We start from the raw sequence: 25,576 nt of genomic DNA on the forward strand, positions 1-25,576 counted from the left end.
TTCCCTCGATACCGACTCAAAGCAAAGAGCGGGCCGTGTTCCGGTACACACCGGACACGGCCCATTCCTCGTACGACCGAGTCGGTTGAGCCAGGATCAGTCGTCCTGGTCTTCCAACGCGTTCTCCTGCAGATCGCCCTGCAGCACTGGCCCCTCGCCCGGCGCGAGGCTGCTCAGGATCCGCTGCAGATCGTCCACGGAGGCGAACTCGACGGTGATCTTGCCCTTCTTCTGACCGAGGTCGACCTTCACCCGGGTCTCGAAGCGGTCCGACAGGCGGGTCGCCAGCTCGTTCAGTGCCGGCGAGAGCCGGGAGCCGGCGCGCGGGCCCTTGGGGCGCTGAGGCTTCTGGGGCCGTGAGCCCATGAGGGTCACGATCTCCTCGACCGCTCGCACGGACAGCCCCTCGGCCACGATGCGGTGAGCGAGCCGGTCCTGCTCCTCGGGGTCTGTCACGGACAGCAGGGCTCGGGCGTGACCGGCGGAGAGAACCCCGGCGGCGACCCGCTTCTGAACCGTCGGCGAGAGCTTCAGCAGACGCAGGGTGTTGGAGACCTGAGGCCGGGAGCGCCCGATCCGGTCGGCCAGCTGGTCGTGCGTGCAGTTGAAGTCCTTCAGCAGCTGGTCGTAGGCGGCCGCCTCTTCCAGCGGGTTCAGCTGCGCGCGGTGCAGGTTCTCCAGCAGCGCGTCCAGGAGGAGCTTCTCGTCCTCCGTGGCGCGGACGATCGCCGGGATGGCCTCCAGGCCGGCCTCACGGCAGGCCCGCCAGCGGCGCTCACCCATGATCAGCTCATAGCGACCGGGCCCCAGCTGCCGTACCACGACGGGCTGCAGGAGACCGACCTCCTTGATGGAGGTCACCAGCTCCTGAAGCGCTTCCTCGTCGAAGACATCACGCGGCTGGCGAGGGTTGGGGGAGATCGCATCGAGAGGGATCTCGGCGAAGTGCGCGCCCAACGGAGGAGCCGGCATCTCGGTGACCGGGCTTACCGGGGGCTCCTCGGTTTCATGTGAAACAGGCGGCAGCGTGGCCACCTTCGCCGCGGCGACTCCGCGATCAGTCGTCAGCACCGGGACCGCTGCCGGGGAGGTGGAGGCTCCGCCTCCCAGCGCGGCCGGAGCCGGAGTCTTCTCGGTTGGTGCAGCGGGGATCAGTGCGCCGAGCCCACGGCCCAGCCCCCTCCGTCGCTCGCTCACTGGATCCCCTCCACCATGTTCGGGTCGTTCTGGGCGCCGATGTGGGCCTGGCTCGCGTCGTAGCTGATGCCAATGCCTTTCAGCGCGATTTCTCGGGCCGCCTCAAGATACGAGAGGGCACCGCTCGAACCAGGATCGTAAGTCAGCACCGTCTGCCCGTAGCTCGGCGCCTCGGAGATACGGACGGAACGGGGGATGCTCGTCCGCAGCACCTCGTCGCCGAAGTGGGTGCGCACCTCTTCCGCGACCTGGGAGGCGAGACGCGTCCGGCCGTCGTACATGGTGAGCAGGATGGTCGACACATGCAGCGTGGGGTTGAGGTGCCCCCGCACCAGGTCGACGTTACGCAGCAGCTGACCCAGACCCTCGAGTGCGTAGTACTCGCACTGGATCGGGATGAGGACCTCCTGGCCCGCCACCAGTGCATTGACCGTCAGCAGACCGAGCGAGGGCGGACAGTCGATGAGGATGTAGTCCAAAGGCTGTTCGTAGGCCTGGATCGCCCGCTGCAGCCTGCTTTCCCGGGCTACCAGGGACACCAACTCGATCTCAGCACCGGCGAGATCGATGGTGGCGGGAGCGCAGAAGAGACCCTCCACGTCGAGGACCGGTTGGACGACCTCGGCCAGAGGCTTGCTCTCCACCAACACGTCGTAGATGGAAGGAACGTCCGCGTGGTGGTCGATCCCGAGGGCCGTGGATGCGTTGCCCTGGGGGTCGAGGTCGATCACCAGGACGCGACCGCCGTGCAGAGCCAGCGAAGCGGCAAGGTTGACGGTCGTCGTCGTCTTGCCCACGCCGCCCTTCTGGTTGGCGACCACGATGACTCGGGTCTGCTCCGGTCGCGGCAGACCTTCGCCGGCGCGGCCCAGAGCCTCTACCGCCAGTTGGGCCGCACGACCGATGGGAGTGTCGTCCATCGGAGGCGGTGTTTCACGTGAAACATCCGCCCCCATCGACTCGGTACGGGGACCGGGGACCGGATCGGTCATCGGTCCCGCGATGTTGGCGTCGGACCGCAAGGATTCACTCTCCTCGACTTCAGGCTCGCAATGAACAGAGCCTCCCATGCCTTCGGGGTCGTGAACCAGTGAGGCCTGGTGTTCTGTGGAGAAATCCACCTCTGTGGACAACTCCGTGCCTCTGGAGAGGGACGAAGTGCCTGGAGGGGCGGGTTCCTCTCTCAGGGAACCGAGGGGCCTGCGGTCGCGCGGTTCGGCCGCAGCGCGGCCGCGACTGATGATGCCGTGAAGCAGAGAGCGACGTTTCACGTGAAACACGATGCACAGCGGCGGCGACCGGACCTTCGCGACACTCCGACCTGCGTAGGTTCGGCAGCTTGTGTGGAGTACGTCTCGTCGTCAGGACGGATCAGAGGCGCCCATGCCTCCCAGCATGGACGCCTCCTTGATATCAGCGGCGTCGACGGGCCCGGCCCGTCCGGGCCGCCTTCGCCCGCTTCGCCGCGAACCGCACACCGCCGGGGCTCTCGCCGACCTCGACCCGCACGACGGTGGACGGCGGGTCCACCACTCCCTCACCCACGTGCAGGATGGACGTTTCCACCGCGCCGAGCTTGCTGAGTGCCGTGGCCGCGGCCTTCAGCTCCTCCTCCGCGGTGTCCCCCTTGAGGGCGAGCATCTCGCCGTAGGGACGCAGCAGCGGGATACCCCACGTGGCCAGACGGTCCAGCGGGGCCACGGCCCGGGCGGTCACCACATGGACCGGCGACAGCTTCCCCAGAACCTCCTCGGCACGGCCCCGCACGACCGTGACGTGATCCAGACCGAGCAGCTCGACGACCTCGGTGAGGAAGTTGGTGCGCCGCAGCAGCGGCTCCAGCAGCGTGATGTTCAGGTCCTCCCGCACCAGAGCGAGCGGGATACCGGGCAGTCCTGCACCGGAGCCGACATCGCAGACCGTCACTCCCTCGGGGACGGCCTCGGAGAGCACCGCACAGTTCAGCAGATGCCGCTCCCACAGGCGGGGCACTTCCCGCGGGCCGATCAGGCCACGCTGCACGCCCGCCTCTGCGAGCAGCTCCGCATAGCGGACCGCATCGGCGAAGCGATCACCAAACACTTCCCGCGCCTGTTCGGGCGCGGGGGGAAGCTCCGCTGCCTCCGTCACGGGGACCGTCCTTCCGTACAGCGCCGGCGCTTCGCGCACCGGCCACCAGAACTACCAGGCTGACAAAGTTCGGCCCCGTCTGCTCAACAGACGGGGCCGGTAAAACGTGGGGGCCGATCAGGCGGGCAGTACGACGACGAACCGCTGCGGCTCCTCGCCCTCGGACTCGCTGCGCAGCCCCGCGGTCTTGACCGCGTCGTGCACGACCTTGCGTTCGAACGGAGTCATCGGCTTGAGCTTGACCGGCTCACCGGTGCTCTTCACCTCGGCGGCGGCCTTGGCGCCGATCTCGGACAGCTCGGCCCGCTTCTTGGCCCGGTAACCCGCGATGTCGAGCATCAGCCGGCTGCGGTCGCCGGTCTCCCGGTGCACGGCCAGGCGCGTCAGCTCCTGCAGCGCCTCCAGCACCTCGCCGTCCCGGCCGACCAGCTTCTGCAGGTCGCGGCCGCCGGTGTCACTGATGATCGACACGGAGGCGCGGTCGGCCTCGACATCCATGTCGATGTCGCCGTCGAGGTCGGCGATGTCCAGCAGACCCTCCAGGTAGTCCGCCGCGATCTCACCCTCCTGCTCCAGGCGGGTGAGGGTGTCTGCACCCTCGGCAGCGGCGGAGGTGGTGCCTTCCGTCACGGGATGGGCTCCTTCTTACTTCTTGGACGGGGACTTGGGCCGCTGCGGGCCACCCTTGCGCTGGCCGGACTGGGCCTTGCTGCGGGTGCCGGAGCCGGGCTTCGGAGACTGCTGGGCAGCGGCGGGCTTGGCGTCCTGCGGCTCGTCGGACTTCTCCAGCGAGGTGGTCCCGTCGGCCTGCTTGGGCCCGCCGGACTGACGCTGGGACTTGGACTGACGCTTGGGCTGCTGGCGCCGCGCCGCGGTACCGGCCGCCGCGGAGGTGGTCTCCGCACCGTCCGCGGTCTGCGCCTCCGCCTGGGTCACGCTCTTCACCACGGTGCCGTCGGTCTGGGCGGCGAGACCGGCCTTGTTCAGGGCGTTGATGAACTTGCGCTCGAACTCGTTGCGGTCGCGGCCCTTGGCGACGATCGCCTTGACGATGGTCTTCTCGCTGCGGCGGCGGACCTTCCCGGCGTGGGTGACGTGCTTGGTCAGGCGCTCCAGGTAGGCGGCCTGGGCCTTGGAACCCGGGGTCGGGTTGTTGCGGATGACATACATCTGCTGGCCCATGGTCCACACGTTGGTGGTCAGCCAGTAGACGAGGACACCGACCGGGAAGTTGATGCCGAAGACGGCGAACATGACCGGGAAGACGTACATCAGCATCTTCTGCTGCTGCATGAACGGCGTCTTGACCGTCGTGTCGACGTTCTTCGTCATCAGCTGGCGCTGCGTGTAGAACTGCGAGAACGACATCAGGACGATCATGACCGCGGTCACGACCCGGACGTCGGTCAGCGTGGCGTTGAGCGCCGCGACCTTGTCCGCGCTGTCCATGAACTTCGCGGCGAGCGGGGCGCCGAAGATGTGCGCATGACGGGCGCTGTTGAGCAGCGGCTCGTTGATGGCGCCGATCTTCGAGCCCGTCGCGATGCCGTTGAGCACGTGATACAGGGCGAAGAAGAACGGGGACTGCGCCAGGATGGGAAGGCACGAGGAGAGCGGGTTGGTGCCCGTCTCCTTGTACAGCTTCATCATCTCTTCGGACTGGCGCTGCCGGTCGTTCTTGTAGCGCTCCTGGATCTTCTTCATCTCCGGCTGGAGCGTCTGCATCGCGCGCGTCGACTTGATCTGCTTCACGAAGAGCGGGATCAGGCAGATGCGGATCAGGATCACCAGGGACACGATGGACAGGCCCCAGGCCCACCCGGTGTCAGGCCCGAAGATCGCCCCGTACACCTTGTGGAACTGGACGATGACCCAGGAGACGGGCCAGGTGATGAAACTGAAGAGGCTGGCAATCGTGTCCACTAATCATGCTCCTTGGGCATGGGACGAAGTCTCTGCGGCCGGGCTCGGAGGAAGCTCGGAAGAGAGCTTCTCTTCGGTGGCCGGTTCGGCGGCGGAGGGCCCGCCCCTGCGTGCACGCCAAGCGTCGCGCAGCATTTCGTGCCACCGCGGGCGCTTGCGCGGCGGAACATGGTCCACACCGCCCAGCGACCACGGATTGCACCGGAGGATGCGCCAGGCGGTGAGTGCCGTTCCCTTGATCGCACCGTGCCGGTCGATGGCCGTGTAGCCGTAGTGGGAGCACGACGGGTAGTACTTGCACACCGGCCCCAGCAGTGGACTGATCGTCCACTGGTACAGCTTGATCAGAGCCAGCAGCGGGTACTTCATCGCGCGCCCCCTCCCAGCAGCCGCTGAAGGGCGGCATCCAGGTCTCGGGCCAGCTGTGCGTGGTCTGCGTCGCCCGATCCGGGCAGCGCTCGTACGACTACCAGGCTACCGGGGGGAAACAGGGCGACTCGGTCACGCATCAGATGACGCAGTCTGCGCTTCACTTTGTTGCGCACGACCGCACCACCCACGGCCTTGCTCACGACGAAACCCGCACGCGTCGGGGGAGCGCTCTCCCCAGGCGCGTGCGGGTCCGTGGCACCGCTACGAAGGTGGACGACGAGGGTCGGGCGTCCTGCCCGGCGTCCTCGTCGAACCGCGGTCGCGAAGTCCTCGCGCCGCCTCAGCCGATGCTCGGTAGGCAGCACGACGTCATGACCTGATCAGGATCAGGCGGACAGGCTGGCGCGACCCTTGGCACGACGGTTCGCGAGAATCGCGCGGCCCGCACGGGTGCGCATCCGCAGGCGGAAGCCGTGGGTCTTCGCGCGACGACGGTTGTTCGGCTGGAAGGTGCGCTTGCTCACTCGGGGGCTCCAGAAAGAATCGGTAGTGGCGGGGTGCCGTCTTGGCTGTCACCGTGCGCCCACGAGTAGCTCGCGTCACGCCCGAGTGCACCGCTTCCCGATCACCTGACGTGACCTGTGCCCATCGGAGGCAGGCGGCAGCAGCCATCGACAACTCGACCTGGTTACGGTACGCGGGGCTACGCCATCCGGTCAAACCGAGGGTCGCCGGGAGACACTATCCACAGGCTGGGGACAACAACTTGAACCGCACCCGCCGCGCTGACTACCGTGGCTGAACTCCGATTCGTTCTTTTGTCCCCCGCCCCGGCGGGTTTGACCCACCGACCACCCGATGTACCCCCCGACCCGTCCCGCGATCACACGTTCGTGGGACCTGTGAGAGAGCGTGCCCTGTGGCTGACGTACCTGCCGATCTTGCCGCAGTGTGGCCACGAGTACTGGAGCAGCTCCTCGGAGAGGGCCGCGGACAGGGTGTCGAGGCGAAGGACGAGCACTGGATCCGGCGCTGCCAGCCGCTCGCGCTGGTGGCGGACACCGCTCTGCTCGCCGTACCGAACGAATTCGCGAAGGGCGTACTCGAGGGCCGTCTCGCCCCGGTCGTCAGCGAGACGCTGAGCCGTGAGTGCGGCCGTCCCATCCGCATCGCGATCACCGTGGACGACTCCGCCGGCGAGCCGCCGGCTCCCGCGGCGCCGGTGCAGCAGACGCCGAAGCCCCGCTACGAGGAGCCCGAGCTGCCGTCCGGCCCCGCGTACGACGAACGGCCGTACGAGGGCTACGGCCGCCACCGCGCCCCCGAGCAGCCGTCGGCCGAGCAGCAGCACCGCGCCGATCAGGTGCCCCCCGGCCGCGCCGAGCAGCTTCCGGTCGTGCGCCCGGCGTATCCCTCCGAGTACCAGCGCCGCGAGCCCGGCGCCTGGCCGCGTCCCGCGCAGGACGAGTACGGCTGGCAGCAGCCGCGACTCGGCTTCCCCGAGCGCGACCCGTACGCCTCGCCGTCGTCCCAGGACACCTACGGCTCCGGTCCGGACGCCTACGGCCCGCCCTCGTCGGACTACCGCTCGCAGGGCATGGACCGGCCGTCGTACGAGCAGCAGCGCGGCGAGTACGACAGCCCGCGCGCGGACTACGACTCCGGGCGCCCCGACTACGACTCCGCACGCCCCGAGTACGACCCGTCGCGCACCGAGTACGACCAGCGCGATCCCGTCCGCCGTGAGCCGCCCGAGCAACCGGCGGGCGGCGGCCCGGCGCGCCGCGGCGGTCCGGGCCGCCCGGACCTGCCCGCGGCCGGCGGCCCCGGCGCGCCCGGCCCGCTGGCCGCACAGCCCGCGCCGGCGAGCGGTCCCGGCGAACCGACGGCACGGCTGAACCCCAAGTACCTCTTCGACACCTTCGTCATCGGCGCCTCCAACCGGTTCGCGCACGCGGCGGCGGTCGCCGTCGCCGAGGCACCGGCGAAGGCCTACAACCCCCTTTTCATCTACGGGGAGTCGGGGCTCGGCAAGACGCACCTGCTGCACGCGATCGGGCACTACGCGCGCAGCCTCTACCCGGGCACGCGCGTGCGCTACGTCAGCTCGGAGGAGTTCACCAACGAGTTCATCAACTCCATCCGCGACGGCAAGGGCGACAGCTTCCGCAAGCGCTACCGCGAGATGGACATCCTGCTCGTCGACGACATCCAGTTCCTCGCGGACAAGGAGTCGACGCAGGAGGAGTTCTTCCACACCTTCAACACGCTCCACAACGCGAACAAGCAGATCGTGCTGTCCTCCGACCGGCCGCCCAAGCAGCTGGTCACGCTGGAGGACCGGCTGCGGAACCGTTTCGAGTGGGGTCTGATCACCGACGTCCAGCCCCCCGAGCTGGAGACGCGCATCGCGATTCTGCGCAAGAAGGCGGTGCAGGAGCAGCTGAACGCGCCGCCGGAGGTGCTGGAGTTCATCGCCTCCCGGATCTCGCGGAACATCCGCGAGCTGGAGGGTGCGCTGATCCGGGTGACGGCGTTCGCCTCGCTCAACCGGCAGCCGGTGGACCTGGGCCTGACGGAGATCGTCCTGAAGGACCTGATCCCCGGCGGCGAGGACAGCGCGCCCGAGATCACGGCCACGGCGATCATGGCGGCGACCGCGGACTACTTCGGGCTGACGGTGGAGGACCTGTGCGGTACGTCGCGCGGGCGGGCGCTGGTCACCGCGCGGCAGATCGCCATGTACCTGTGCCGTGAGCTGACGGATCTGTCGCTGCCGAAGATCGGGGCGCAGTTCGGTGGGCGGGACCATACGACCGTGATGCACGCCGATCGCAAGATCCGGGCGTTGATGGCCGAGCGGCGGTCCATCTACAACCAGGTCACCGAGCTGACCAACCGCATCAAGAACGGCTGACGTGAGCTGACGCCGGTCGTGCGCCGGCGCTGAGGGCGCCTTCGGGACACCTGTCCCGGGGGCGCCCTTCGGCATGGGGGGCTGCCGCCAGGAAGGGCCCGGTGTCCTTGCGGGTGCCCGGCGCGGCTGCCGGCAGGGGTGCGCGGGTCGCGGGTGCCGGCAGCTGTACGTGGGTGCCGGCAGGGGGGTGGAGCGTTCCCCGCTCGCCAGCGTGTGTTCGATTTTCTGCCGGGTTACGGCCACTCTCCACAGATTCGGTGACTTTCTTCCGTCCACATGCTGGGGACTGTGGAGTTGTCCCGAACGGCGTCCACAGGCAGCCGGTTCACACGCCGTTCGCCCAGCTCAGCAGCCTGTGGAATCGTGGACGAACGATCTCCACAGACTGTGGAAAAGGAGAGGATCCACAGGCTGTGCACGAAGTTGTCCACCGACGACCCACAGGCCGACGCGGGTTGTCCCCAGTGATCCCCGGCTTCTCCACATGGCTGTCCACTGTTCGGCAACGCGACGCACCCACTCACCGCGTCGAGTGAAAGCCGTCACACGAAGGTGCCGGATTGGCTTGTGGGAAACGTGGGTAAACCTGGGGACGCAGCTGGGGAGAACTGCCCTCGGGCTGTGGGCGGTGTGTGCAGAACTTTCTGTTCTCCACAGATACCCCCAGTTGTCCACTGCCTCCACCCACAGGCCCGGTGGACAAAATTCCGGCTCTGAGCTGGGAAAACGCGGTTATCCACGGTATCCACAGGCCCTACTACTACTCCCGACTAGAGAGAGTTCGGCAATCGTTTTGAAGCGGGGCCTGTGCACAACTCGCTGTCCCGTGCCCGGCTGCCCCTCGGAGCGACTTGACCCCGACAGGCACCTACTGTCAGTGCGGTGCGTCAGACTGGTCCCCGGTGTCCTTCCCGTCGCAGTGGGCGGTGACACCGAGTCGGAGGACTCAGTAGCAACAGCAGGAGGCGGCTTACGGTGAAGATCCGGGTGGAACGCGACGTACTCGCGGAGGCAGTGGCGTGGGCGGCACGCAGCCTCCCGGCCCGTCCGCCGGCGCCTGTCCTCGCCGGCCTCCTCCTCAAGGCCGAGGACGGCCAGCTGAGCCTGTCGAGCTTCGACTACGAGGTCTCCGCGCGGGTGTCCGTGGAAGCCGAGGTCGACGAGGAGGGCACCGTCCTCGTCTCCGGCCGGCTGCTGGCCGACATCTCCCGCGCCCTGCCCAACCGGCCGGTGGAGATTTCCACAGACGGTGTACGGGCGACCGTGGTCTGTGGATCCTCCCGGTTCACCCTGCACACCCTGCCCGTGGAGGAGTACCCGGCACTGCCGCAGATGCCGAACGCCACCGGCACCGTCCCCGGCGAGGTCTTCGCGGCCGCCGTCTCCCAGGTGGCCATCGCCGCCGGCCGTGACGACACGCTGCCCGTCCTCACCGGTGTGCGCATCGAGATCGAGGGCGACACGGTCACCTTGGCCTCCACCGACCGCTACCGCTTCGCCGTCCGCGAGTTCCTGTGGAAGCCGGAGAACCCGGACGCCTCCGCGGTCGCCCTGGTCCCCGCCAAGACGCTGCTGGACACCGCCAAGTCGCTCGGTGCCGGTGACAGCGTGACCCTGGCGCTGTCCGGGTCGGGCGCGGGCGAGGGCCTGATCGGTTTCGAGGGCGCGGGGCGGCGTACGACCACGCGTCTGCTCGAGGGCGACCTGCCGAAGTACCGCACGCTGTTCCCGACCGAGTTCAACTCCGTCGCCGTGATCGAGACCGCCCCCTTCGTGGAAGCCGTCAAGCGTGTGGCGCTGGTGGCCGAGCGGAACACCCCGGTGCGGCTGAGCTTCGAGCAGGGTGTGCTGATCCTGGAGGCCGGGTCCAGCGACGACGCACAGGCTGTGGAAAGGGTCGACGCCCAGCTGGAGGGCGACGACATCTCCATCGCCTTCAACCCGACGTTCCTGCTGGACGGTCTGAGCGCGATCGACTCGCCGGTGGCCCAGCTGTCGTTCACGACGTCCACCAAGCCGGCGCTGCTCAGCGGGAAGCCTGCCGTGGACGCCGAGGCCGACGACGCGTACAAGTACCTGATCATGCCGGTGCGGCTCAGCGGCTGAGCGTTCGTCCACAGCTGTGCACAGCGCCGGGTGCCCGCTGTGGGTACCCGGCGCCGGTGTCGGCCGGGGGCCGGATCGCTTGCCGGCCCGGCCGGGTGCTCCCCGGCCCGTAAGGCACCGGGGAGCGCGACTGCCCGCAGCTGCGCCAGTAAAGCCGCAGGTCAGAGGCCTATCGCATGAGCGCGTATGCCCACAGCTGTGCGGGAGTGGTCGGGTTTAGGCTCGGCTCGGCACGAAGGTGCCTCTCTGCCACACAGCGACCTAAGGAACACAACTGATGGAGCTCGGTCTCGTCGGCCTCGGCAAGATGGGCGGCAACATGCGCGAGCGGATCCGCCGCGCGGGCCACACCGTCATCGGGTACGACCGCAACGCGGACCTCGCGGATGTCCACAGCCTGGAAGAACTTGTGGGCAAGCTCAGCGGTCCGCGGGTGGTCTGGGTGATGGTCCCGGCCGGCGAGCCCACCCAGTCGACCATCGACCAGCTCGCCGAGCTGCTGGAGCCCGGCGACGTGGTCGTGGACGGTGGCAACTCCCGCTGGACGGACGACGAGAAGCACGCCGAGGAGCTGGCGGCCAAGGGCATAGGCTTCGTCGACTGCGGTGTCTCCGGCGGCGTCTGGGGCCTGGAGAACGGGTACGCGCTGATGTACGGCGGCGACGCCGCGAACGTCGCCAAGGTGCAGCCGGTCTTCGACGCGCTGAAGCCCGAGGGCGACTTCGGCTCGGTGCACGCCGGCAAGGTCGGCGCGGGCCACTTCGCGAAGATGGTCCACAACGGCATCGAGTACGCGATGATGCAGGCCTACGCCGAGGGCTGGGAGCTGCTGGAGAAGGTCGACTCCGTCACGGACGTCCGCGAGGTGTTCCGGTCGTGGCAGGAGGGCACCGTCATCCGGTCCTGGCTGCTGGACCTCGCCGTCAACGCCCTCGACGAGGACGAGCACCTGGAGGGCCTGCGCGGTTATGCACAGGACTCCGGTGAGGGACGCTGGACTGTGGAGGCCGCGATCGACAACGCGGTGCCGCTGCCGGCGATCACCGCGTCGCTGTTCGCGCGGTTCGCCTCCCGTCAGGAGGACTCGCCGCAGATGAAGATGATCGCCGCGCTGCGCAACCAGTTCGGCGGTCACGCCGTAGAGAAGAAGTAGTCCACAAGGACCCATGGGGATCCACAGGGCCGCCCCGCGGGCCCCGGGATCCACAGTCCATCAGCACTCTGGGGAAGGCCGGCGGAACGACCATGCACGTCACGCATCTTTCGCTGGCCGACTTCCGCTCGTACGCCCGGGCCGAGGTTCCGCTCGATGCGGGCGTCACCGCCTTCGTCGGCCCGAACGGGCAGGGCAAGACCAATCTGGTGGAAGCGGTCGGGTACCTCGCCACCCTCGGCAGCCACCGGGTCGCCTCCGACGCCCCCCTGGTCCGCATGGGTGCCGAGCGCGCCGTCATCCGGGCGCAGGTCCGCCAGGGGGAGCGGCAGCAGCTGGTCGAGCTGGAGCTGAACCCCGGCAGGGCCAACCGGGCCCGCGTCAACCGGTCCTCGCAGGTCAGGCCGAGGGACGTGCTGGGGATCGTACGGACCGTGCTGTTCGCGCCGGAGGACCTCGCGCTGGTCAAGGGGGATCCCGGGGAGCGGCGGCGGTTCCTCGACGAGCTGATCACGGCCCGGTCGCCGCGCATGGCCGGTGTGCGGTCCGACTACGACCGCGTCCTGAAGCAGCGCAACACGCTGCTCAAGACGGCCGCTCTCGCACGTCGGCACGGCGGGCGGTCCATGGATCTGTCCACCCTCGACGTGTGGGACCAGCACCTCGCACGCGCGGGCGCCGAGCTGCTCGCGCAGCGGCTGGACCTGATCGCCGCGCTGCAGCCGCTGGCCGACAAGGCGTACGAGCAGCTGGCGCCCGGCGGTGGGCCGCTGGCGCTGGAGTACAAGCCGTCCGCGCCCGGTGAGGCCCACGCGCGCGAGGATCTCTACGCGCAGCTGATGGCGGCTCTGGCGGAGGCGCGCAAGCAGGAGATCGAGCGCGGGGTCACCCTCGTGGGGCCCCATCGGGACGATCTGGTTCTCAAACTCGGTCAGCTGCCGGCCAAGGGGTACGCCTCGCACGGCGAGTCCTGGTCCTACGCGCTCGCCCTGCGGCTGGCCTCCTACGACCTGCTGCGGGCCGAGGGCAACGAGCCGGTGCTGGTCCTGGACGACGTCTTCGCCGAGCTGGACACGCGCCGCCGCGAGCGGCTGGCCGAGCTGGTCGCGCCCGGCGAGCAGGTGCTGGTCACCGCGGCCGTGGACGACGACGTACCGCATGTGCTGGCCGGGGCGCGGTACGCCGTGGCCGGCGGGACGGTGGAGCGCGTATGAGCACCGACGGACCCGCTGCGGAGAACGCCCCCGGACCCACCGCCAAGAAGGCTCCGGAACCGTCCGGTGTCGACCTCGCGCGCGTGGCGTTGCGCGCGGCGAAGGAACAGGCACGCGCGCGTGGTGACGCGGCGCGGCAGAAGAGGCAGGCGCGGCGGGGCGGTGGCCTGCGCTCCGGCGCGCGCGCCGACGGGCGCGATCCCATGGCGCTGGGTGCCGCGATCAACCGGCTGCTGACCGAGCGCGGCTGGGAGGCCCCCGCGGCGGTGGGTGGTGTGATGGGCCGCTGGCCGCAGATCGTCGGCGAGGACCTGGCCAAGCACTGCGTGCCGCAGCGGTACGACGAGGACGAGCGCGTGCTGGTCGTGAGTTGCGACTCGACGGCCTGGGCGACCCAGCTGCGCCACCTCGCGCCCGCGCTGGTGGCCCGCCTCAACGAGGACCTGGGGCACGGCACCGTGCGGATGATCAAGGTGCTCAATCCGGGCGGACCGGCCCGCCGCTACGGCCCGCTGCGGGCTCCGGGGAGCTCCGGGCCCGGCGATACGTACGGGTGACGTACATCACGTCCGAGGGGGAGGCAGTGCCGTCGGCGCGGCGCCGTATCACAGGTGGGCGGAGCCGTCGCGGCACGGGCGGATCGCCATCCGACCCCCCGGTAGCCAAGGGTTGACGGCCCGAAGCGCTGAGTGCCGCTGTGAGCCCCTCGGAGCCCCCATCCGCATATCGGGACCCGGTCGAGGTCGGTTCAGGGCGGCACATGGGGACTCAGGTACCGGCAAACCCCCATCGATGTCAGAGCTACCGGTAGACTGGAAGACAATCCCGCCCCATTGTGGGGACCGCCCGGGAAAAGCTGAGCAACGCTGATCAAGGCTTACCAACGCAACATGCCGCAGCCGCTCCGGCAACCTGCCGCCGAGCCCGGCTCGTGCTGTGCCAGAAAGGGCGCTTCGTGGCCGATTCCGGCAACCCCAACGAGAACATCCCGTCCACCGACGCCGGCGTGAACGCCGAGGCCACCGCCTCGGCTTCGTACGACGCCAGCGCCATCACCGTGCTCGAAGGGCTGGACGCGGTCCGCAAGCGGCCCGGCATGTACATCGGTTCCACGGGCGAGCGCGGTCTGCACCACCTGGTGTACGAGGTCGTCGACAACTCGGTCGACGAGGCGCTGGCCGGGTACGCGGACACGATCGACGTCACGATCCTCGCCGACGGGGGTGTCCGGGTCGTCGACAACGGCCGTGGCATCCCGGTGGGCATCGTGCCCTCCGAGGGCAAGCCGGCCGTCGAGGTCGTGCTGACCGTGCTGCACGCGGGCGGCAAGTTCGGCGGCGGCGGTTACGCCGTCTCCGGCGGTCTGCACGGTGTGGGTGTGTCCGTCGTGAACGCGCTGTCCACGAAGGTCGCCGTCGAGATCAGGACCGACGGCCACCGCTGGACGCAGGACTACAAGCTCGGCGTCCCGACGGCCCCGCTCGCCCAGCACGAGGCGACGGACGAGACCGGTACCTCGGTCACCTTCTGGGCCGACCCCGACATCTTCGAGACCACCGAGTACTCCTTCGAGACGCTGTCGCGGCGCTTCCAGGAGATGGCCTTCCTCAACAAGGGCCTGACGCTCCGGCTCACCGACGAGCGCGAGTCGGCGAAGGCCACCAGCGGTGCGGACGAGGCGGGCGCGGACGAGAAGGCCGAGGTCAAGTCGGTCACGTACCACTACGAGGGCGGCATCGTCGACTTCGTGAAGTACCTCAACTCCCGCAAGGGGGAGGTCGTCCACCCGACGGTGATCGACCTGGAGGCCGAGGACAGGGACAAGAGCCTGTCCCTCGAGGTCGCCATGCAGTGGAACAGCGGTTACAGCGAGGGCGTGTACTCCTTCGCGAACATCATCCACACGCATGAGGGCGGTACGCACGAGGAGGGCTTCCGCGCGGCCCTCACCAGCCTGATCAACAAGTACGCGCGCGACAAGAAGCTGCTGCGCGAGAAGGACGACAACCTCACCGGTGACGACATCCGTGAGGGTCTGACCGCGATCATCTCGGTCAAGCTGAGCGAGCCGCAGTTCGAGGGCCAGACGAAGACCAAGCTGGGCAACACGGAGGCCAAGACCTTCGTGCAGAAGGCGGTCTACGAGCACCTCAACGACTGGCTGGACCGCAACCCGGTCGAGGCCGCCGACATCATCCGCAAGGGCATCCAGGCGGCCACCGCGCGCGTGGCGGCCCGCAAGGCGCGCGACCTGACCCGCCGCAAGGGCCTGCTGGAGTCGGCGTCCCTGCCGGGCAAGCTCTCCGACTGCCAGTCGAACGACCCCACCAAGTGCGAGATCTTCATCGTCGAGGGTGACTCCGCCGGCGGCTCGGCCAAGTCCGGCCGGAACCCGCAGTACCAGGCGATCCTCCCGATCCGCGGCAAGATCCTGAACGTGGAGAAGGCCAGGATCGACAAGATCCTGCAGAACCAGGAGATCCAGGCGCTGATCTCGGCCTTCGGCACGGGTGTGCACGAGGACTTCGACATCGAGAAGCTCCGCTATCACAAGATCATCCTGATGGCGGACGCCGACGTCGACGGCCAGCACATCAGCACCCTGCTGCTGACCTTCCTGTTCCGCTTCATGCGGCCGCTGGTCGAGGCCGGGCACGTGTACCTCTCCCGTCCCCCGCTGTACAAGATCAAGTGGGGCCGGGACGACGTGGAGTACGCCTACTCGGACCGCGAGCGCGACGCACTGATCGAGATGGGCCGCCAGCGCGGCAAGCGCGTCCGTGAGGACTCGATCCAGCGCTTCAAGGGCCTCGGCGAGATGAACGCCGAGGAGCTGCGCGTGACGACGATGGACCAGGAGCACCGGGTCCTCGGCCAGGTCACCCTGGACGACGCCGCCCAGGCCGACGACCTGTTCTCGGTCCTGATGGGCGAGGACGTCGAGGCGCGCCGCCAGTTCATCCAGCGCAACGCCAAGGACGTCCGCTTCCTCGACATCTGAGTCGGTCTCAGCTGACCGCACCAGGAAGGATCTTCACCAGCAATGGCCGACGAGAACACTCCGGAAAACCCTGAGACCGAGGGCGGCGAGACCGTCCTGCGTGTCGAGCCCGTCGGGCTCGAGACGGAGATGCAGCGCTCGTACCTGGACTACGCGATGTCCGTCATCGTGTCCCGTGCGCTGCCCGACGTCCGGGACGGCCTCAAGCCCGTCCACCGGCGCGTGCTGTACGCGATGTACGACGGCGGCTACCGCCCCGACCGCGGCTTCTACAAGTGCGCCCGTGTCGTCGGCGACGTCATGGGCAACTACCACCCGCACGGCGACTCCTCGATCTACGACGCGCTGGTGCGCCTCGCGCAGCCGTGGTCGATGCGGATGCCGCTGGTGGACTCCAACGGCAACTTCGGCTCGCCGGGCAACGACCCGGCGGCGGCGATGCGCTACACCGAGTGCAAGATGGCGCCGCTGTCGATGGAGATGGTCCGGGACATCGACGAGGAGACCGTCGACTTCACGGACAACTACGACGGCCGCTCCCAGGAGCCGACCGTTCTTCCGGCCCGCTTCCCGAACCTGCTGATCAACGGCTCGGCCGGTATCGCGGTCGGCATGGCGACCAACATCCCGCCGCACAACCTGCGCGAGGTCGCGGCCGGTGCCCAGTGGTACCTGGAGAACCCCGAGGTCTCGCACGAGGAGCTGCTCGACGCGCTCATGGAGCGCATCAAGGGCCCCGACTTCCCGACCGGCGCGCTCGTCGTCGGCCGCAAGGGCATCGAGGAGGCGTACCGCACCGGGCGCGGCTCCATCACGATGCGCGCGGTGGTCGAGGTCGAGGAGATCCAGGGCCGCCAGTGCCTGGTGGTGACCGAGCTGCCGTACCAGGTCAACCCGGACAACCTGGCGCAGAAGATCGCCGACCTGGTGAAGGACGGCAAGATCGGCGGCATCGCGGACGTCCGCGACGAGACCTCGTCCCGTACCGGTCAGCGCCTGGTGATCGTCCTGAAGCGGGACGCGGTCGCCAAGGTCGTGCTGAACAACCTGTACAAGCACACCGACCTGCAGACGAACTTCGGCGCCAACATGCTGGCGCTGGTCGACGGTGTGCCGCGCACGCTGTCCCTGGACGCGTTCATCCGCCACTGGGTGACGCACCAGATCGAGGTCATCGTCCGCCGTACGCGCTTCCGGCTGCGCAAGGCGGAGGAGCGCGCCCACATCCTGCGCGGCCTCCTCAAGGCCCTGGACGCCATCGACGAGGTCATCGCGCTGATCCGGCGCAGCGACACCGTCGAGGTCGCGCGCACGGGCCTGATGGGCCTGCTGGAGATCGACGAGATCCAGGCCAACGCGATCCTCGAGATGCAGCTGCGGCGTCTGGCGGCCCTGGAGCGGCAGAAGATCGTCCAGGAGCACGACGAACTCCAGGCGAAGATCAACGAGTACAACGAGATCCTCGCCTCGCCGGTCCGCCAGCGCGGGATCGTCAGCGAGGAACTGGCCGCGATCGTCGAGAAGTACGGCGACGACCGTCAGACGAAGCTGATCCCGTACGAGGGCGACATGTCCATCGAGGACCTGATCGCCGAGGAGGACATCGTCGTCACGGTCACGCGCGGCGGCTACGTCAAGCGGACCAAGACGGACGACTACCGGGCGCAGAAGCGCGGCGGCAAGGGCGTACGCGGCACGAAGCTGAAGGAAGACGACATCGTCGACCACTTCTTCGTCTCCACGACCCACCACTGGCTGCTGTTCTTCACCAACAAGGGCCGGGTGTACCGGGCGAAGGCGTACGAGCTGCCCGAGGCCGGCCGGGACGCGCGCGGGCAGCACGTGGCGAACCTGCTCGCCTTCCAGCCGGACGAGGCGATCGCCGAGATCCTGGCGATCCGTGACTACGACGCGACGCCGTACCTGGTGCTGGCCACCAAGTCCGGTCTGGTCAAGAAGACGCCTCTGAAGGATTACGATTCGCCTCGCTCCGGCGGTGTGATCGCGATCAATCTGCGTGAGCGCGAGGACGGAACGGACGACGAACTGATCGGTGCCGAACTCGTCTCCGCGGACGACGATCTGCTTCTGATCAGCAAGAAGGCACAGTCGATCAGGTTCACCGCCTCGGACGACACCCTGCGCCCGATGGGCCGCGCCACGTCCGGCGTCAAGGGAATGAGTTTCCGCGAAGGCGATGAACTTCTGTCGATGAATGTTGTTCGACCCGGTACGTTCGTGTTCACTGCCACCGACGGTGGGTACGCGAAGCGGACCGCCGTCGACGAGTACCGCGTCCAGGGCCGCGGCGGCCTCGGCATCAAGGCCGCCAAGATCGTGGAGGACCGCGGTTCGCTCGTCGGCGCGCTGATCGTCGAGGAGAGTGACGAGATCCTCGCGATCACCCTCTCCGGCGGTGTGATTCGCACGCGAGTCAGCGGGGTCAGGGAGACGGGCCGTGACACCATGGGCGTCCAACTGATCAACCTGGGCAAGCGCGATGCCGTGGTCGGTATCGCACGTAACGCCGAGGCGGGGCGCGAGGCGGAGGAAGTCGACGGCGACGTGGCCGTGGACGAGACCGCCGAAGGTGCCGCGACCACCGGCACGGACGAGGGTGAGGCACCCTCGGCCGAGTAGCACGAGGAGTGAGTCATCGTGAGCGGAGCCACGGGCGCCGGATCGGCCGGTACCTCCACGGGTACGGAAACGGACGGCGGCGGCCGTGGCTCCGCCACGAACGGCACGGGTGCGGGGAGCGTGACCGACCCGCACACGACCAACCTCAAGCCGGTGCAGGCGTCCGGAACGGACTCCTCCGGCACGTCTGGACCCCAGGGGGGCACTGTGACGGACACCCGAGGCCCGGCCGCGGCCGGCGAGGCCAAGCAGCCGTCGTCCCCGCTCCCCGGTGAGCGGCGCCCGGAGCAGCCCGCCGGGCCGTACCACCCGCCGCAGGCCTATCCGGCGCAGGCCCCGGCCGGCGCCGTACGCCGGCCCCGTACCGGCGCGCGCACGGCCCCGCGTACCCGTAAGGCGCGGCTGCGCGTGGCCAAGGCCGACCCGTGGTCGGTGATGAAGGTCAGCTTCCTGCTCTCCATCGCGCTCGGCATCTGCACGGTCGTCGCCTCGGCGGTGCTGTGGATGGTCATGGACGCGATGGGCGTGTTCTCGACGGTGGGCGGCACGATCTCGGAGGCGACCGGCTCGAACGAGGCGAACGGATTCGACCTCCAGGCGTTCCTGTCGCTCCCCCACGTCCTGACGTTCACGACGATCATCGCGGTCATCGACGTGGTCCTGGCCACGGCGCTCGCGACGCTCGGCGCGTTCATCTACAACCTCTCCGCGGGTTTCGTGGGCGGCATCGAACTGACCCTGGCGGAGGACGAGTGACCCCCTTCCCACGCCCCGCGGGCCCCTGACCTGACGGTCCCCCGACAACCGATTTTGGGACTGACGTGGTCGTGCGCTAATCTTCAGGAGTCAGCGCGCGGGACACACACCGCACAGCGCGGCGGGGCTATAGCTCAGTTGGTTAGAGCGCATCCCTGATAAGGATGAGGCCACAGGTTCAAATCCTGTTAGCCCCACCAGTTCGAAGACCCCCAGCCGGTATCGGCTGGGGGTCTTCGGCGTTCGAGGGCCCCGGCCGGGAGCGGAACGAGAACAGAAAAGGCCCGACCGCTGGCGACGGGGGATGCACCAGCGATCGGGCTGTGGCCAAGGGTAACAAGCCTGAGCGCCTGGCGGGGGAAGTCGGACAGGAATAAGTCAGGTTGGCCGATCAGGGACCGCACGGCGGGTCGTAGGAGAGGCGGGGCAGGTACTCGTGCCACTTCCGCGGGGTCAGTACGCCCCGCGTGGCCGCGCAGATGTGCTCGATCGCCGCGTCGGCGTCCAGGCTCCACAGGCGGACCGTGTCGGTGCCGCTGGAGAGCCCGAGGACATTGCTCCTGCCGCTGAACGTCAGGAAGGTGCCGGACCTGGCGTTGGGGCTCATCGACTGGCCGATGGGGGTCGCCGAGGCGGGGTCGGTGACGTCCCACAGCCGGACCGTGTTGTCGTTGCCACCACTGGCCAGAACATGCCCGTCCGGTCCGAACGTCAGCAGCTTGACCGCCTCGGTGTGGCCGGTGAGCGGCGCGCCCAGGGCGGTCGCCGAGGCGGGGTCGGCGACGTTCCACAGCCGGACCGTGTCGTCGTCGCTGCCGCTGGCCAGAACATGCCCGTCCGGGCTGAAGGCGATCGCGTTGACCGGTCCTGAGTGGTCCGTGAGCCGGCCGAGCGCGGTCGGCCGCGCCGGGTCGGTGACGTTCCACAGGCGGACCGTACTGTCCGCGCTGCCGGAGGCGAGGGTCCGGCCGTCGGGGCTGAAGAGGATCGCGTTGACGTAGCCCCGGTGGCCCGTCAGCGGCTTGCCGAGCGCGGCGGGGTGCGCGGGGTCGGTGATGTCCCACAGCCGGACGGTGGTGTCGTCGTAGGCGGTGGCCAGGGTGCGGCCGTCCGGGCTGAAGGCGATCGTGGCCGGTCCCGCGAAGCGCGTGCGCAGGGCGATGGGCGATCCGGTGGCGACCGGGTGGGACGGATCACTGACGTTCCACAGGTACACCGCATGGTCGTAGGTGAGGACGGCGAGGACGCGGCCGTCGGGGGAGAACCGCAGCGCACGATGGCCGGCGTCGCCCCGCATGAACGGCCTGCTCAGCGGCACCGGCCGGTCGGGCCGCGTCACGTTCCACAGCCGGAGCCTGCCGTCCCGTGCCGCCGTGCCCAGGACCCGTCCGTCCGGCCGGAACGCGCCGGTGCGGCCGATGATGTCCGAGGTCGGCAGCGACCACAGACGCACCTTGCTGTCGCCGCTGCCGGTGGCCAGGGTCCGCCCGTCCGGGCTGAACCCCAGGGCGTACATCTCCCCGCTGCTGCCCGCGAGCGGCTCTCCGACCTGCGACGGGGACGAGGGGTCGCTGACGTTCCACAGGCTCGCCGTGCTGTCCGCGCTCGCGGCGGCCAGCCTGCTGCCGTCCGGGCTGAAGGCCACCGACCAGATCGGTGCGGCGTGGCCGGTCAGCGGGGAGCCGAGCGCGGTCGGCCGGGCGGGGTCGGTGACGTTCCACAGCCGGATGGTGTCGTCCGCGCTGCCGCTGGCCAGGGTATGTCCGTCCGGGCTGAACGCCACCGAGTGCACGATGTCCGTGTGCCCCTTCAGCGCCGTGCGGTACGGCGTCGGCCGGTGCGGGTCGGCCGTGTTCCACAGCAGGATCGTGTCGTCGTCGCCGCCCGCCGCGAGAGTGCGGCCGTCGGGGCTGAACGCCAGGCTGCGCGCCGCGGCGGTGTGCCCGCGCAGGACCTGGAGCTGCCGCGCCCGGTGCGGGTCGGCCGTGTTCCACAGCCGTACCGTGTGGTCCTCGCCGGCCGAGGCCAGGGTGTGTCCGTCCGGGCTGAAGGCGATCAGGTAGATCGTGCCGCGGTGGCCGGTGAGCGGCTTGCCGATCGGCGCCGGGCGGGCGGGGTCGGTCACGTCCCACAGCCGGATCGTGCCGTCGTCGCCGGCGCTCGCGAGCGTGTGCCCGTCCGGGCTGAAGACGGCGCTGCTCACCCAGCTGGTGTGGCCGGTCAGCGGCTTGCCGAGGGGCTGGGGGCGGTGCGGGTCGGCCACGTTCCACAGCCGGACGGTCCGGTCGTAGCTGGCCGTGGCCAGGGTCTTGCCGTCGGGGCTGAACGAGGTGAGGTAGACGGCACCGGTGTGACCGGACAGCGGAGTGGCCAGCGGCGCGTTCCCGATCGAGATCAGCCTGCTGTACGTCCCCTTGTCGTCCGGGCGCAGCCGATGGGCGACCAGGTCGAGCTGGGCGGCCAGGGACGGATCCGTGTGTTCGACCCGGTCGGCCTCGGCGACCACCTGCTCGAACACGGCGTCGTCGCGCTGCTTCCAGGCGATCACCGCCGTACCGCCCGCGACCAGGGCCAGCACGACCAGCGCCGCCACCGCGGCCCGGCTGACCCACACCGAGCGCTTGCGCAGCCGGACCGCCGCGGCCAGGAACTCCACCGCGCTGCGGGTCAGATACGTGTCCCCGGCCGACCTCGCCCAGCTGCGGGCCTGCTCCAGCCGGGACCCCCGGTAGAGCAGCGAGCTGTCCCGGCCGGAGTCCTCCCAGGCCCGGCCGTCCTCCTCCAGCCGCTGGCGCAGCAGCTGATCGCCCCGGTCGTCGTCGATCCAGTGCCGCAGCCGGGGCCAGGCGTGCAGCAGCGCCTCATGGGTGATCTCCACGGTGTCCGCGTCCAGCGTCACCAGCCGGGCCCGTACGAGGGCCTCCAGGGACTCCTCCGTCTTGCCGGGGTCCGCCGACTCCTGCGCCAGCTGCCGCCGGGTGCCCCGCCGCCGGGTGGCCTGGGTGTCCTCGCCCAGCCTGACCAGCCTCAGCAGGAGCAGCCGGGCGGCCGTACGGGCCGCGGGGTCCAGTCCCGACCAGGCACGCTCGGCGGTCGCCGCGACGGCTCCCTGGATCCCGCCCGCCGCCCGGTAGCCGGCCAGTGTCAGCCGTCCGGCCTTGCGGCGCTGCCAGGTGGCGAGCAGGGCGTGCGACAGCAGCGGCAGCACGCCCGCGTCGTGCGCGCCGCGCGGTCCGTCCGCGCTCACCTCGCGGACGATCAGCTCGGCGAGCCCCGGTTCCAGCTCCAGCCCCACCGCCTTGGCCGGTCCGGTCACCGCCTCGCGCAGTTCGGCGCTGGTCAGCGGGCCGAGCACCATGTGCCGGTGCTGAAGCGCGTCGGCGAGTTCCGGGTAGCCGAGGCACTGCTCGTAGAAGTCGGCGCGGACGCCGAGGACGACCAGCACCGGGGCGGGCCCGTCCGGGCCGGCGGGCGGGGTGCAGGCGGCGTGCAGGAGCTGCAGGAACGTACGCCGGTCCGCCTCGTCGGGGCAGAGGGTGAACGTCTCCTCGAACTGGTCCACGATCACGACCGGCCGGCACACGCCGCTCCCCTCGCGGCGCGCCCACTGCGCCACGGCCTCGCGCGCCGCCTTTGCCACGCGTGGGGAGTCGGAGCCGGGAACCGCCGGGTTCTCCATGGCCTCCCGCTCGGCGCGGCGGGCGTCGGCGGCGACGGCACCGAGGTCGGGGACACGGCGAACCAGCTCACCCAGGGGATCGGCACCGGGGACGAGGTGCAGCACGCAGTCGGCGGTGCCGTCCCCGGGGGCGGGGAGCGCTGCGCCCGTGCCCTGGCCGTCGCGCAGGGCGCCTCCGCGGACTGCGGGGACCAGGCCGGCGTTGAGCAGGGACGACTTCCCCGCTCCCGAGGCGCCCACCAGCATCACCAGGCCGCCGGTCCGCTCCGCGGCGCGCAGCTGGGCGACGAGCGCGCTCGTGCTGCGTTCCCGGCCGAAGAACCAGCGGGCGTCCTCCTGCCGGTACGGCGCCAGGCCGCGGTAGGGGCACACGCCGCCGGCGACGGGCGGGGCCTGGGCGGGCGGCGGCCGGTTCTCCTCGGCGGGCGGTGCGGGCCGGTCGCCGACCGGGTCGGCCAGCGCGCGCTCCCACAACCGCTGCCAGTGCGCGAGGTCGTACAGGCCCGTGGACACCGGCGCGGGCCGCAGCCGCCGTGCCTCCGGGATCAGGATGTGCAGGACCGCCGCGAGGGCGGTGAACTGGGCCGGTACGTTCCTGGCCCGGCGCCAGTCGCTGATCCGCTGGGCGGACACCCGCACCGGCCGCCCGCGCTCGTCGACCCGCTGCAGCCGTACGACCGCCTCGGCGACGCTCTTCAGGGGAGGATTTCCAGCCTCCTTGTACAGCAGCGCGAGCCGCTCGGCGAAAGCTGTGCGTGTCCCTGAGTCGGAACTCAAGGTCCCACCCCTTTACTTTCCCCCCGCGTCTGGACGTCCGGACCGGAAAACCCACCTTATACGTCTGACCTGCGGATAAGCACGGGGCAGGGGTGCTGAGGCCTCCTCGGTGCGGGCAACAGATGGCAGGATCCGGACCCGTCAGCGGACCCCTGGTACACCGTCCGGACAGGCCACGGACCTGTGCTCGGAGAGACAGCTCCTGGCACCGGCTCATCTCGGCCAACTTCGACCCGCGCCGAGCCGACGCGGCACGGGCCGGCACCTCGCCCCGCCCGGCACCGGTCCCCACGAGGGGAGGGACCGGTGCCGGCGGGCGGGGGGTGTGGCTTTTTCGGACTTCTCCGGTTTCTCAGCCTTTTCCGCGGCTTTCCGCCGTGTGGGCGCCGAGCCAGCCGGCCGCTCGGGCCGTGGCCACGGCGTGCCGCTCGGCCTCCTCGGCCAAGGCGTTCAGGTCGCGTCCCGCCCCCGCGCACTGCCGCTGGCGGCGACCGCGGCGACCGCGGCGGCCCGGGACGCCGCGAGCGCCGCGCGCAGGGCCGTGGCGGAGGCCGGGGCGGACACCGCGGCGCTGCCGGTGCCGTCAGCTCTGTCAGTGCTGTGGGCGCTGCCCCGAGTCGAGGCCAGCTGGGAGGCCACCTGGGAGGCCAGCGCCGCCGTCGCGGCGGTGTTGCGGGCGCAGCGGGCGTCCGCCGCCGGGTCCGGGGCGCTCGCGGTCAGTGCGGCGAGCGACTCGGCCGACAGGCGCAGCGCGCTCGCGGCCCGGCCGACGGGGTCCCTCGGTACGGCCTCGGCCGCGTCCTCGCCGACACCGGCGTACCGGCACGCGGCGACCGCGCGGCCGTGGGCGCTGTGCGCGCGGGTCGCGTGGAGCCCCCGTAACGCCTCGGCGCCGGTGACCGGTCCGGCCGCCGCCTCTTCCCGTCCGCTCATCCTCGGCCTCCCTCGTCCGGGACGACACCGCACCCCCGCTCCGGGGTGCGGGCAGGGTGCCACGTCGGCCGCGAAGAGGCCAGAAGCACGGGGCCGGCCGCGGTGGCCCGGTGGACTGGTTATCTGACGGGGCGTCAGTTATGGTCGTCCCGCCCGTGGTTCCCCAGGGGCTGGTTCCGGCTGTTCCCGAAGGGGTGAGTGACATGCACAAGCGTCCCCCGTGCCCGCGACCGCCCGGTGCTCCGCGCTGGGTCGCGATGTTCCACCAGCCCGCGCGGGACTCCTGGACGGTGGCCGCCGAGTCGCCCGACCGGGATCCCGTGCTGTACGCCGTCGCGGACATGACCCAGACCGTGCGGGCGCGTGGTGAGGAGGCGACGGTCGCGCTGTGGGGGCCCGGGGACGGTGCCTGGCGCCTCTACGACACCCCGGCCGCGGCCAGGGAACCCGTCCCCGCCGCCACGGCCGGCCGGCCCGCGCCCGGCCCCGGCGGACCGGCCAAACTCGCGGAACGCATGACCGACCGCCGGCACCAGGTGCTCATGGCCGGTCTGAGCAAGGCGGGCCTGTACGACCTGAGCGCCGAGGACGGTGAGGCGGTCCGGGCCATGACCGACCTGCTCGACGAACCCACGGTCCGCCGGGTGGCCCACTGGCTCTCGCTGGCGGGCGGGGAGCGGTAGGGGGGAGGTAGGGGCGGCAGGGCCGGCCGGCCGCGGGCGGGGCGGCGGCGGGTGGGCGGTGCGGCTGTGGGCAAGACGGGTGGGCGGTGATCGGT

At 70.1% G+C, this 25,576-nt stretch carries 19 protein-coding genes and 1 tRNA gene; 10 read left to right on the forward strand and 10 right to left on the reverse strand.

Annotation, left to right across the window (positions count from 1 at the left end; genetic code table 11):
- Positions 1–96: 96 nt before the first annotated feature.
- The 8 genes from ACWC94_RS06265 to rpmH form a co-directional block, all read right to left on the reverse strand.
- Positions 97–1,197, reverse strand: coding sequence for a ParB/RepB/Spo0J family partition protein (locus ACWC94_RS06265; protein WP_450795206.1), 1,101 nt, complete (start codon positions 1,195–1,197; stop codon positions 97–99).
- On the reverse strand, positions 1,194–2,267 hold the full coding sequence (locus ACWC94_RS06270; protein ID WP_450795347.1) for a ParA family protein: 1,074 nt from the start codon (positions 2,265–2,267) through the stop codon (positions 1,194–1,196). The genes ACWC94_RS06265 and ACWC94_RS06270 overlap by 4 nt, the downstream gene beginning before the upstream one ends.
- A gap of 343 nt (positions 2,268–2,610) precedes the next feature.
- Positions 2,611–3,327, reverse strand: a complete 717-nt coding sequence (gene rsmG, locus ACWC94_RS06275) for a 16S rRNA (guanine(527)-N(7))-methyltransferase RsmG (RefSeq protein ID WP_450795207.1) — start codon at positions 3,325–3,327, stop codon at positions 2,611–2,613.
- Positions 3,328–3,444: 117 nt separating this feature from the next.
- Positions 3,445–3,957 carry a Jag family protein gene (locus ACWC94_RS06280; protein WP_450795208.1) on the reverse strand — a complete coding sequence of 171 codons (513 nt, stop codon included), beginning with the start codon at positions 3,955–3,957 and terminating at the stop codon, positions 3,445–3,447.
- 15 nt (positions 3,958–3,972) lie between these two features.
- A complete protein-coding gene (gene yidC / locus ACWC94_RS06285; protein ID WP_450795209.1) occupies positions 3,973–5,250 on the reverse strand; it encodes a membrane protein insertase YidC in 1,278 nt (425 codons plus the stop codon).
- A gap of 3 nt (positions 5,251–5,253) precedes the next feature.
- Positions 5,254–5,619, reverse strand: coding sequence for a membrane protein insertion efficiency factor YidD (yidD, locus tag ACWC94_RS06290; RefSeq protein WP_363214132.1), 366 nt, complete (start codon positions 5,617–5,619; stop codon positions 5,254–5,256).
- On the reverse strand, positions 5,616–5,987 hold the full coding sequence (gene rnpA / locus ACWC94_RS06295; protein WP_078992730.1) for a ribonuclease P protein component: 372 nt from the start codon (positions 5,985–5,987) through the stop codon (positions 5,616–5,618). The genes yidD and rnpA overlap by 4 nt, the downstream gene beginning before the upstream one ends.
- A gap of 21 nt (positions 5,988–6,008) precedes the next feature.
- A complete protein-coding gene (rpmH, locus tag ACWC94_RS06300; RefSeq protein ID WP_015659252.1) occupies positions 6,009–6,146 on the reverse strand; it encodes a 50S ribosomal protein L34 in 138 nt (45 codons plus the stop codon).
- Between the two features lie 395 nt (positions 6,147–6,541).
- Between rpmH and dnaA the strand changes: the two genes are divergently transcribed.
- The 9 genes from dnaA (at position 6,542) to ACWC94_RS06345 (ending at position 19,609) form a co-directional block, all read left to right on the forward strand.
- Complete coding sequence (gene dnaA / locus ACWC94_RS06305) at positions 6,542–8,539, forward strand: chromosomal replication initiator protein DnaA (RefSeq protein WP_450795210.1); 1,998 nt, start codon at positions 6,542–6,544, stop codon at positions 8,537–8,539.
- Positions 8,540–9,514: 975 nt separating this feature from the next.
- Positions 9,515–10,645 carry a DNA polymerase III subunit beta gene (dnaN, locus tag ACWC94_RS06310; protein WP_450795211.1) on the forward strand — a complete coding sequence of 377 codons (1,131 nt, stop codon included), beginning with the start codon at positions 9,515–9,517 and terminating at the stop codon, positions 10,643–10,645.
- A 277-nt stretch (positions 10,646–10,922) separates the two neighbouring features.
- Complete coding sequence (gnd, locus tag ACWC94_RS06315) at positions 10,923–11,798, forward strand: phosphogluconate dehydrogenase (NAD(+)-dependent, decarboxylating) (RefSeq protein ID WP_450795212.1); 876 nt, start codon at positions 10,923–10,925, stop codon at positions 11,796–11,798.
- A 92-nt stretch (positions 11,799–11,890) separates the two neighbouring features.
- Positions 11,891–13,012, forward strand: coding sequence for a DNA replication/repair protein RecF (gene recF / locus ACWC94_RS06320; RefSeq protein WP_450795213.1), 1,122 nt, complete (start codon positions 11,891–11,893; stop codon positions 13,010–13,012).
- Complete coding sequence (locus tag ACWC94_RS06325) at positions 13,009–13,569, forward strand: DUF721 domain-containing protein (RefSeq protein ID WP_450795214.1); 561 nt, start codon at positions 13,009–13,011, stop codon at positions 13,567–13,569. Before recF ends, ACWC94_RS06325 begins: the two co-directional genes overlap by 4 nt.
- 374 nt (positions 13,570–13,943) lie before the next feature.
- Complete coding sequence (gyrB, locus tag ACWC94_RS06330) at positions 13,944–16,013, forward strand: DNA topoisomerase (ATP-hydrolyzing) subunit B (protein ID WP_450795215.1); 2,070 nt, start codon at positions 13,944–13,946, stop codon at positions 16,011–16,013.
- A 42-nt stretch (positions 16,014–16,055) separates the two neighbouring features.
- Entirely contained in the window at positions 16,056–18,653 is a 2,598-nt protein-coding gene (gene gyrA / locus ACWC94_RS06335; RefSeq protein ID WP_450795216.1) for a DNA gyrase subunit A, read from the forward strand.
- An 18-nt stretch (positions 18,654–18,671) separates the two neighbouring features.
- Entirely contained in the window at positions 18,672–19,409 is a 738-nt protein-coding gene (locus ACWC94_RS06340) for a DUF3566 domain-containing protein (protein ID WP_450795217.1), read from the forward strand.
- Positions 19,410–19,532: 123 nt separating this feature from the next.
- Positions 19,533–19,609, forward strand: a tRNA-Ile gene (locus tag ACWC94_RS06345).
- 191 nt (positions 19,610–19,800) lie between these two features.
- On the opposite strand, the gene ACWC94_RS06350 is transcribed toward ACWC94_RS06345, so the two are convergent.
- A complete protein-coding gene (locus tag ACWC94_RS06350) occupies positions 19,801–23,865 on the reverse strand; it encodes an nSTAND1 domain-containing NTPase (RefSeq protein ID WP_450795218.1) in 4,065 nt (1,354 codons plus the stop codon).
- 450 nt (positions 23,866–24,315) lie between these two features.
- A complete protein-coding gene (locus tag ACWC94_RS06355; RefSeq protein ID WP_450795219.1) occupies positions 24,316–24,798 on the reverse strand; it encodes a hypothetical protein in 483 nt (160 codons plus the stop codon).
- Positions 24,799–25,001: 203 nt separating this feature from the next.
- Here ACWC94_RS06355 and ACWC94_RS06360 point away from each other — a divergent pair, with 203 nt between their 5' ends.
- Positions 25,002–25,481, forward strand: a complete 480-nt coding sequence (locus tag ACWC94_RS06360; RefSeq protein ID WP_450795220.1) for a hypothetical protein — start codon at positions 25,002–25,004, stop codon at positions 25,479–25,481.
- Positions 25,482–25,576 lie beyond the last annotated feature (95 nt).

The sequence above is a fragment of the Streptomyces sp. NPDC001135 genome, from assembly GCF_053598395.1.

Coding starts and splice junctions, on each gene's coding strand:
- ACWC94_RS06270 (WP_450795347.1), bottom strand. CDS start 2,267: ATGGGAGGCTCTGTTCATTGCGAGCCTGAAGTCGAGGAGAGTGAATCC.
- ACWC94_RS06355 (WP_450795219.1), bottom strand. CDS start 24,798: ATGAGCGGACGGGAAGAGGCGGCGGCCGGACCGGTCACCGGCGCCGAG.
- ACWC94_RS06325 (WP_450795214.1), top strand. CDS start 13,009: ATGAGCACCGACGGACCCGCTGCGGAGAACGCCCCCGGACCCACCGCC.
- gnd (WP_450795212.1), top strand. CDS start 10,923: ATGGAGCTCGGTCTCGTCGGCCTCGGCAAGATGGGCGGCAACATGCGC.
- recF (WP_450795213.1), top strand. CDS start 11,891: ATGCACGTCACGCATCTTTCGCTGGCCGACTTCCGCTCGTACGCCCGG.
- ACWC94_RS06360 (WP_450795220.1), top strand. CDS start 25,002: ATGCACAAGCGTCCCCCGTGCCCGCGACCGCCCGGTGCTCCGCGCTGG.
- gyrA (WP_450795216.1), top strand. CDS start 16,056: ATGGCCGACGAGAACACTCCGGAAAACCCTGAGACCGAGGGCGGCGAG.
- yidD (WP_363214132.1), bottom strand. CDS start 5,619: ATGAAGTACCCGCTGCTGGCTCTGATCAAGCTGTACCAGTGGACGATC.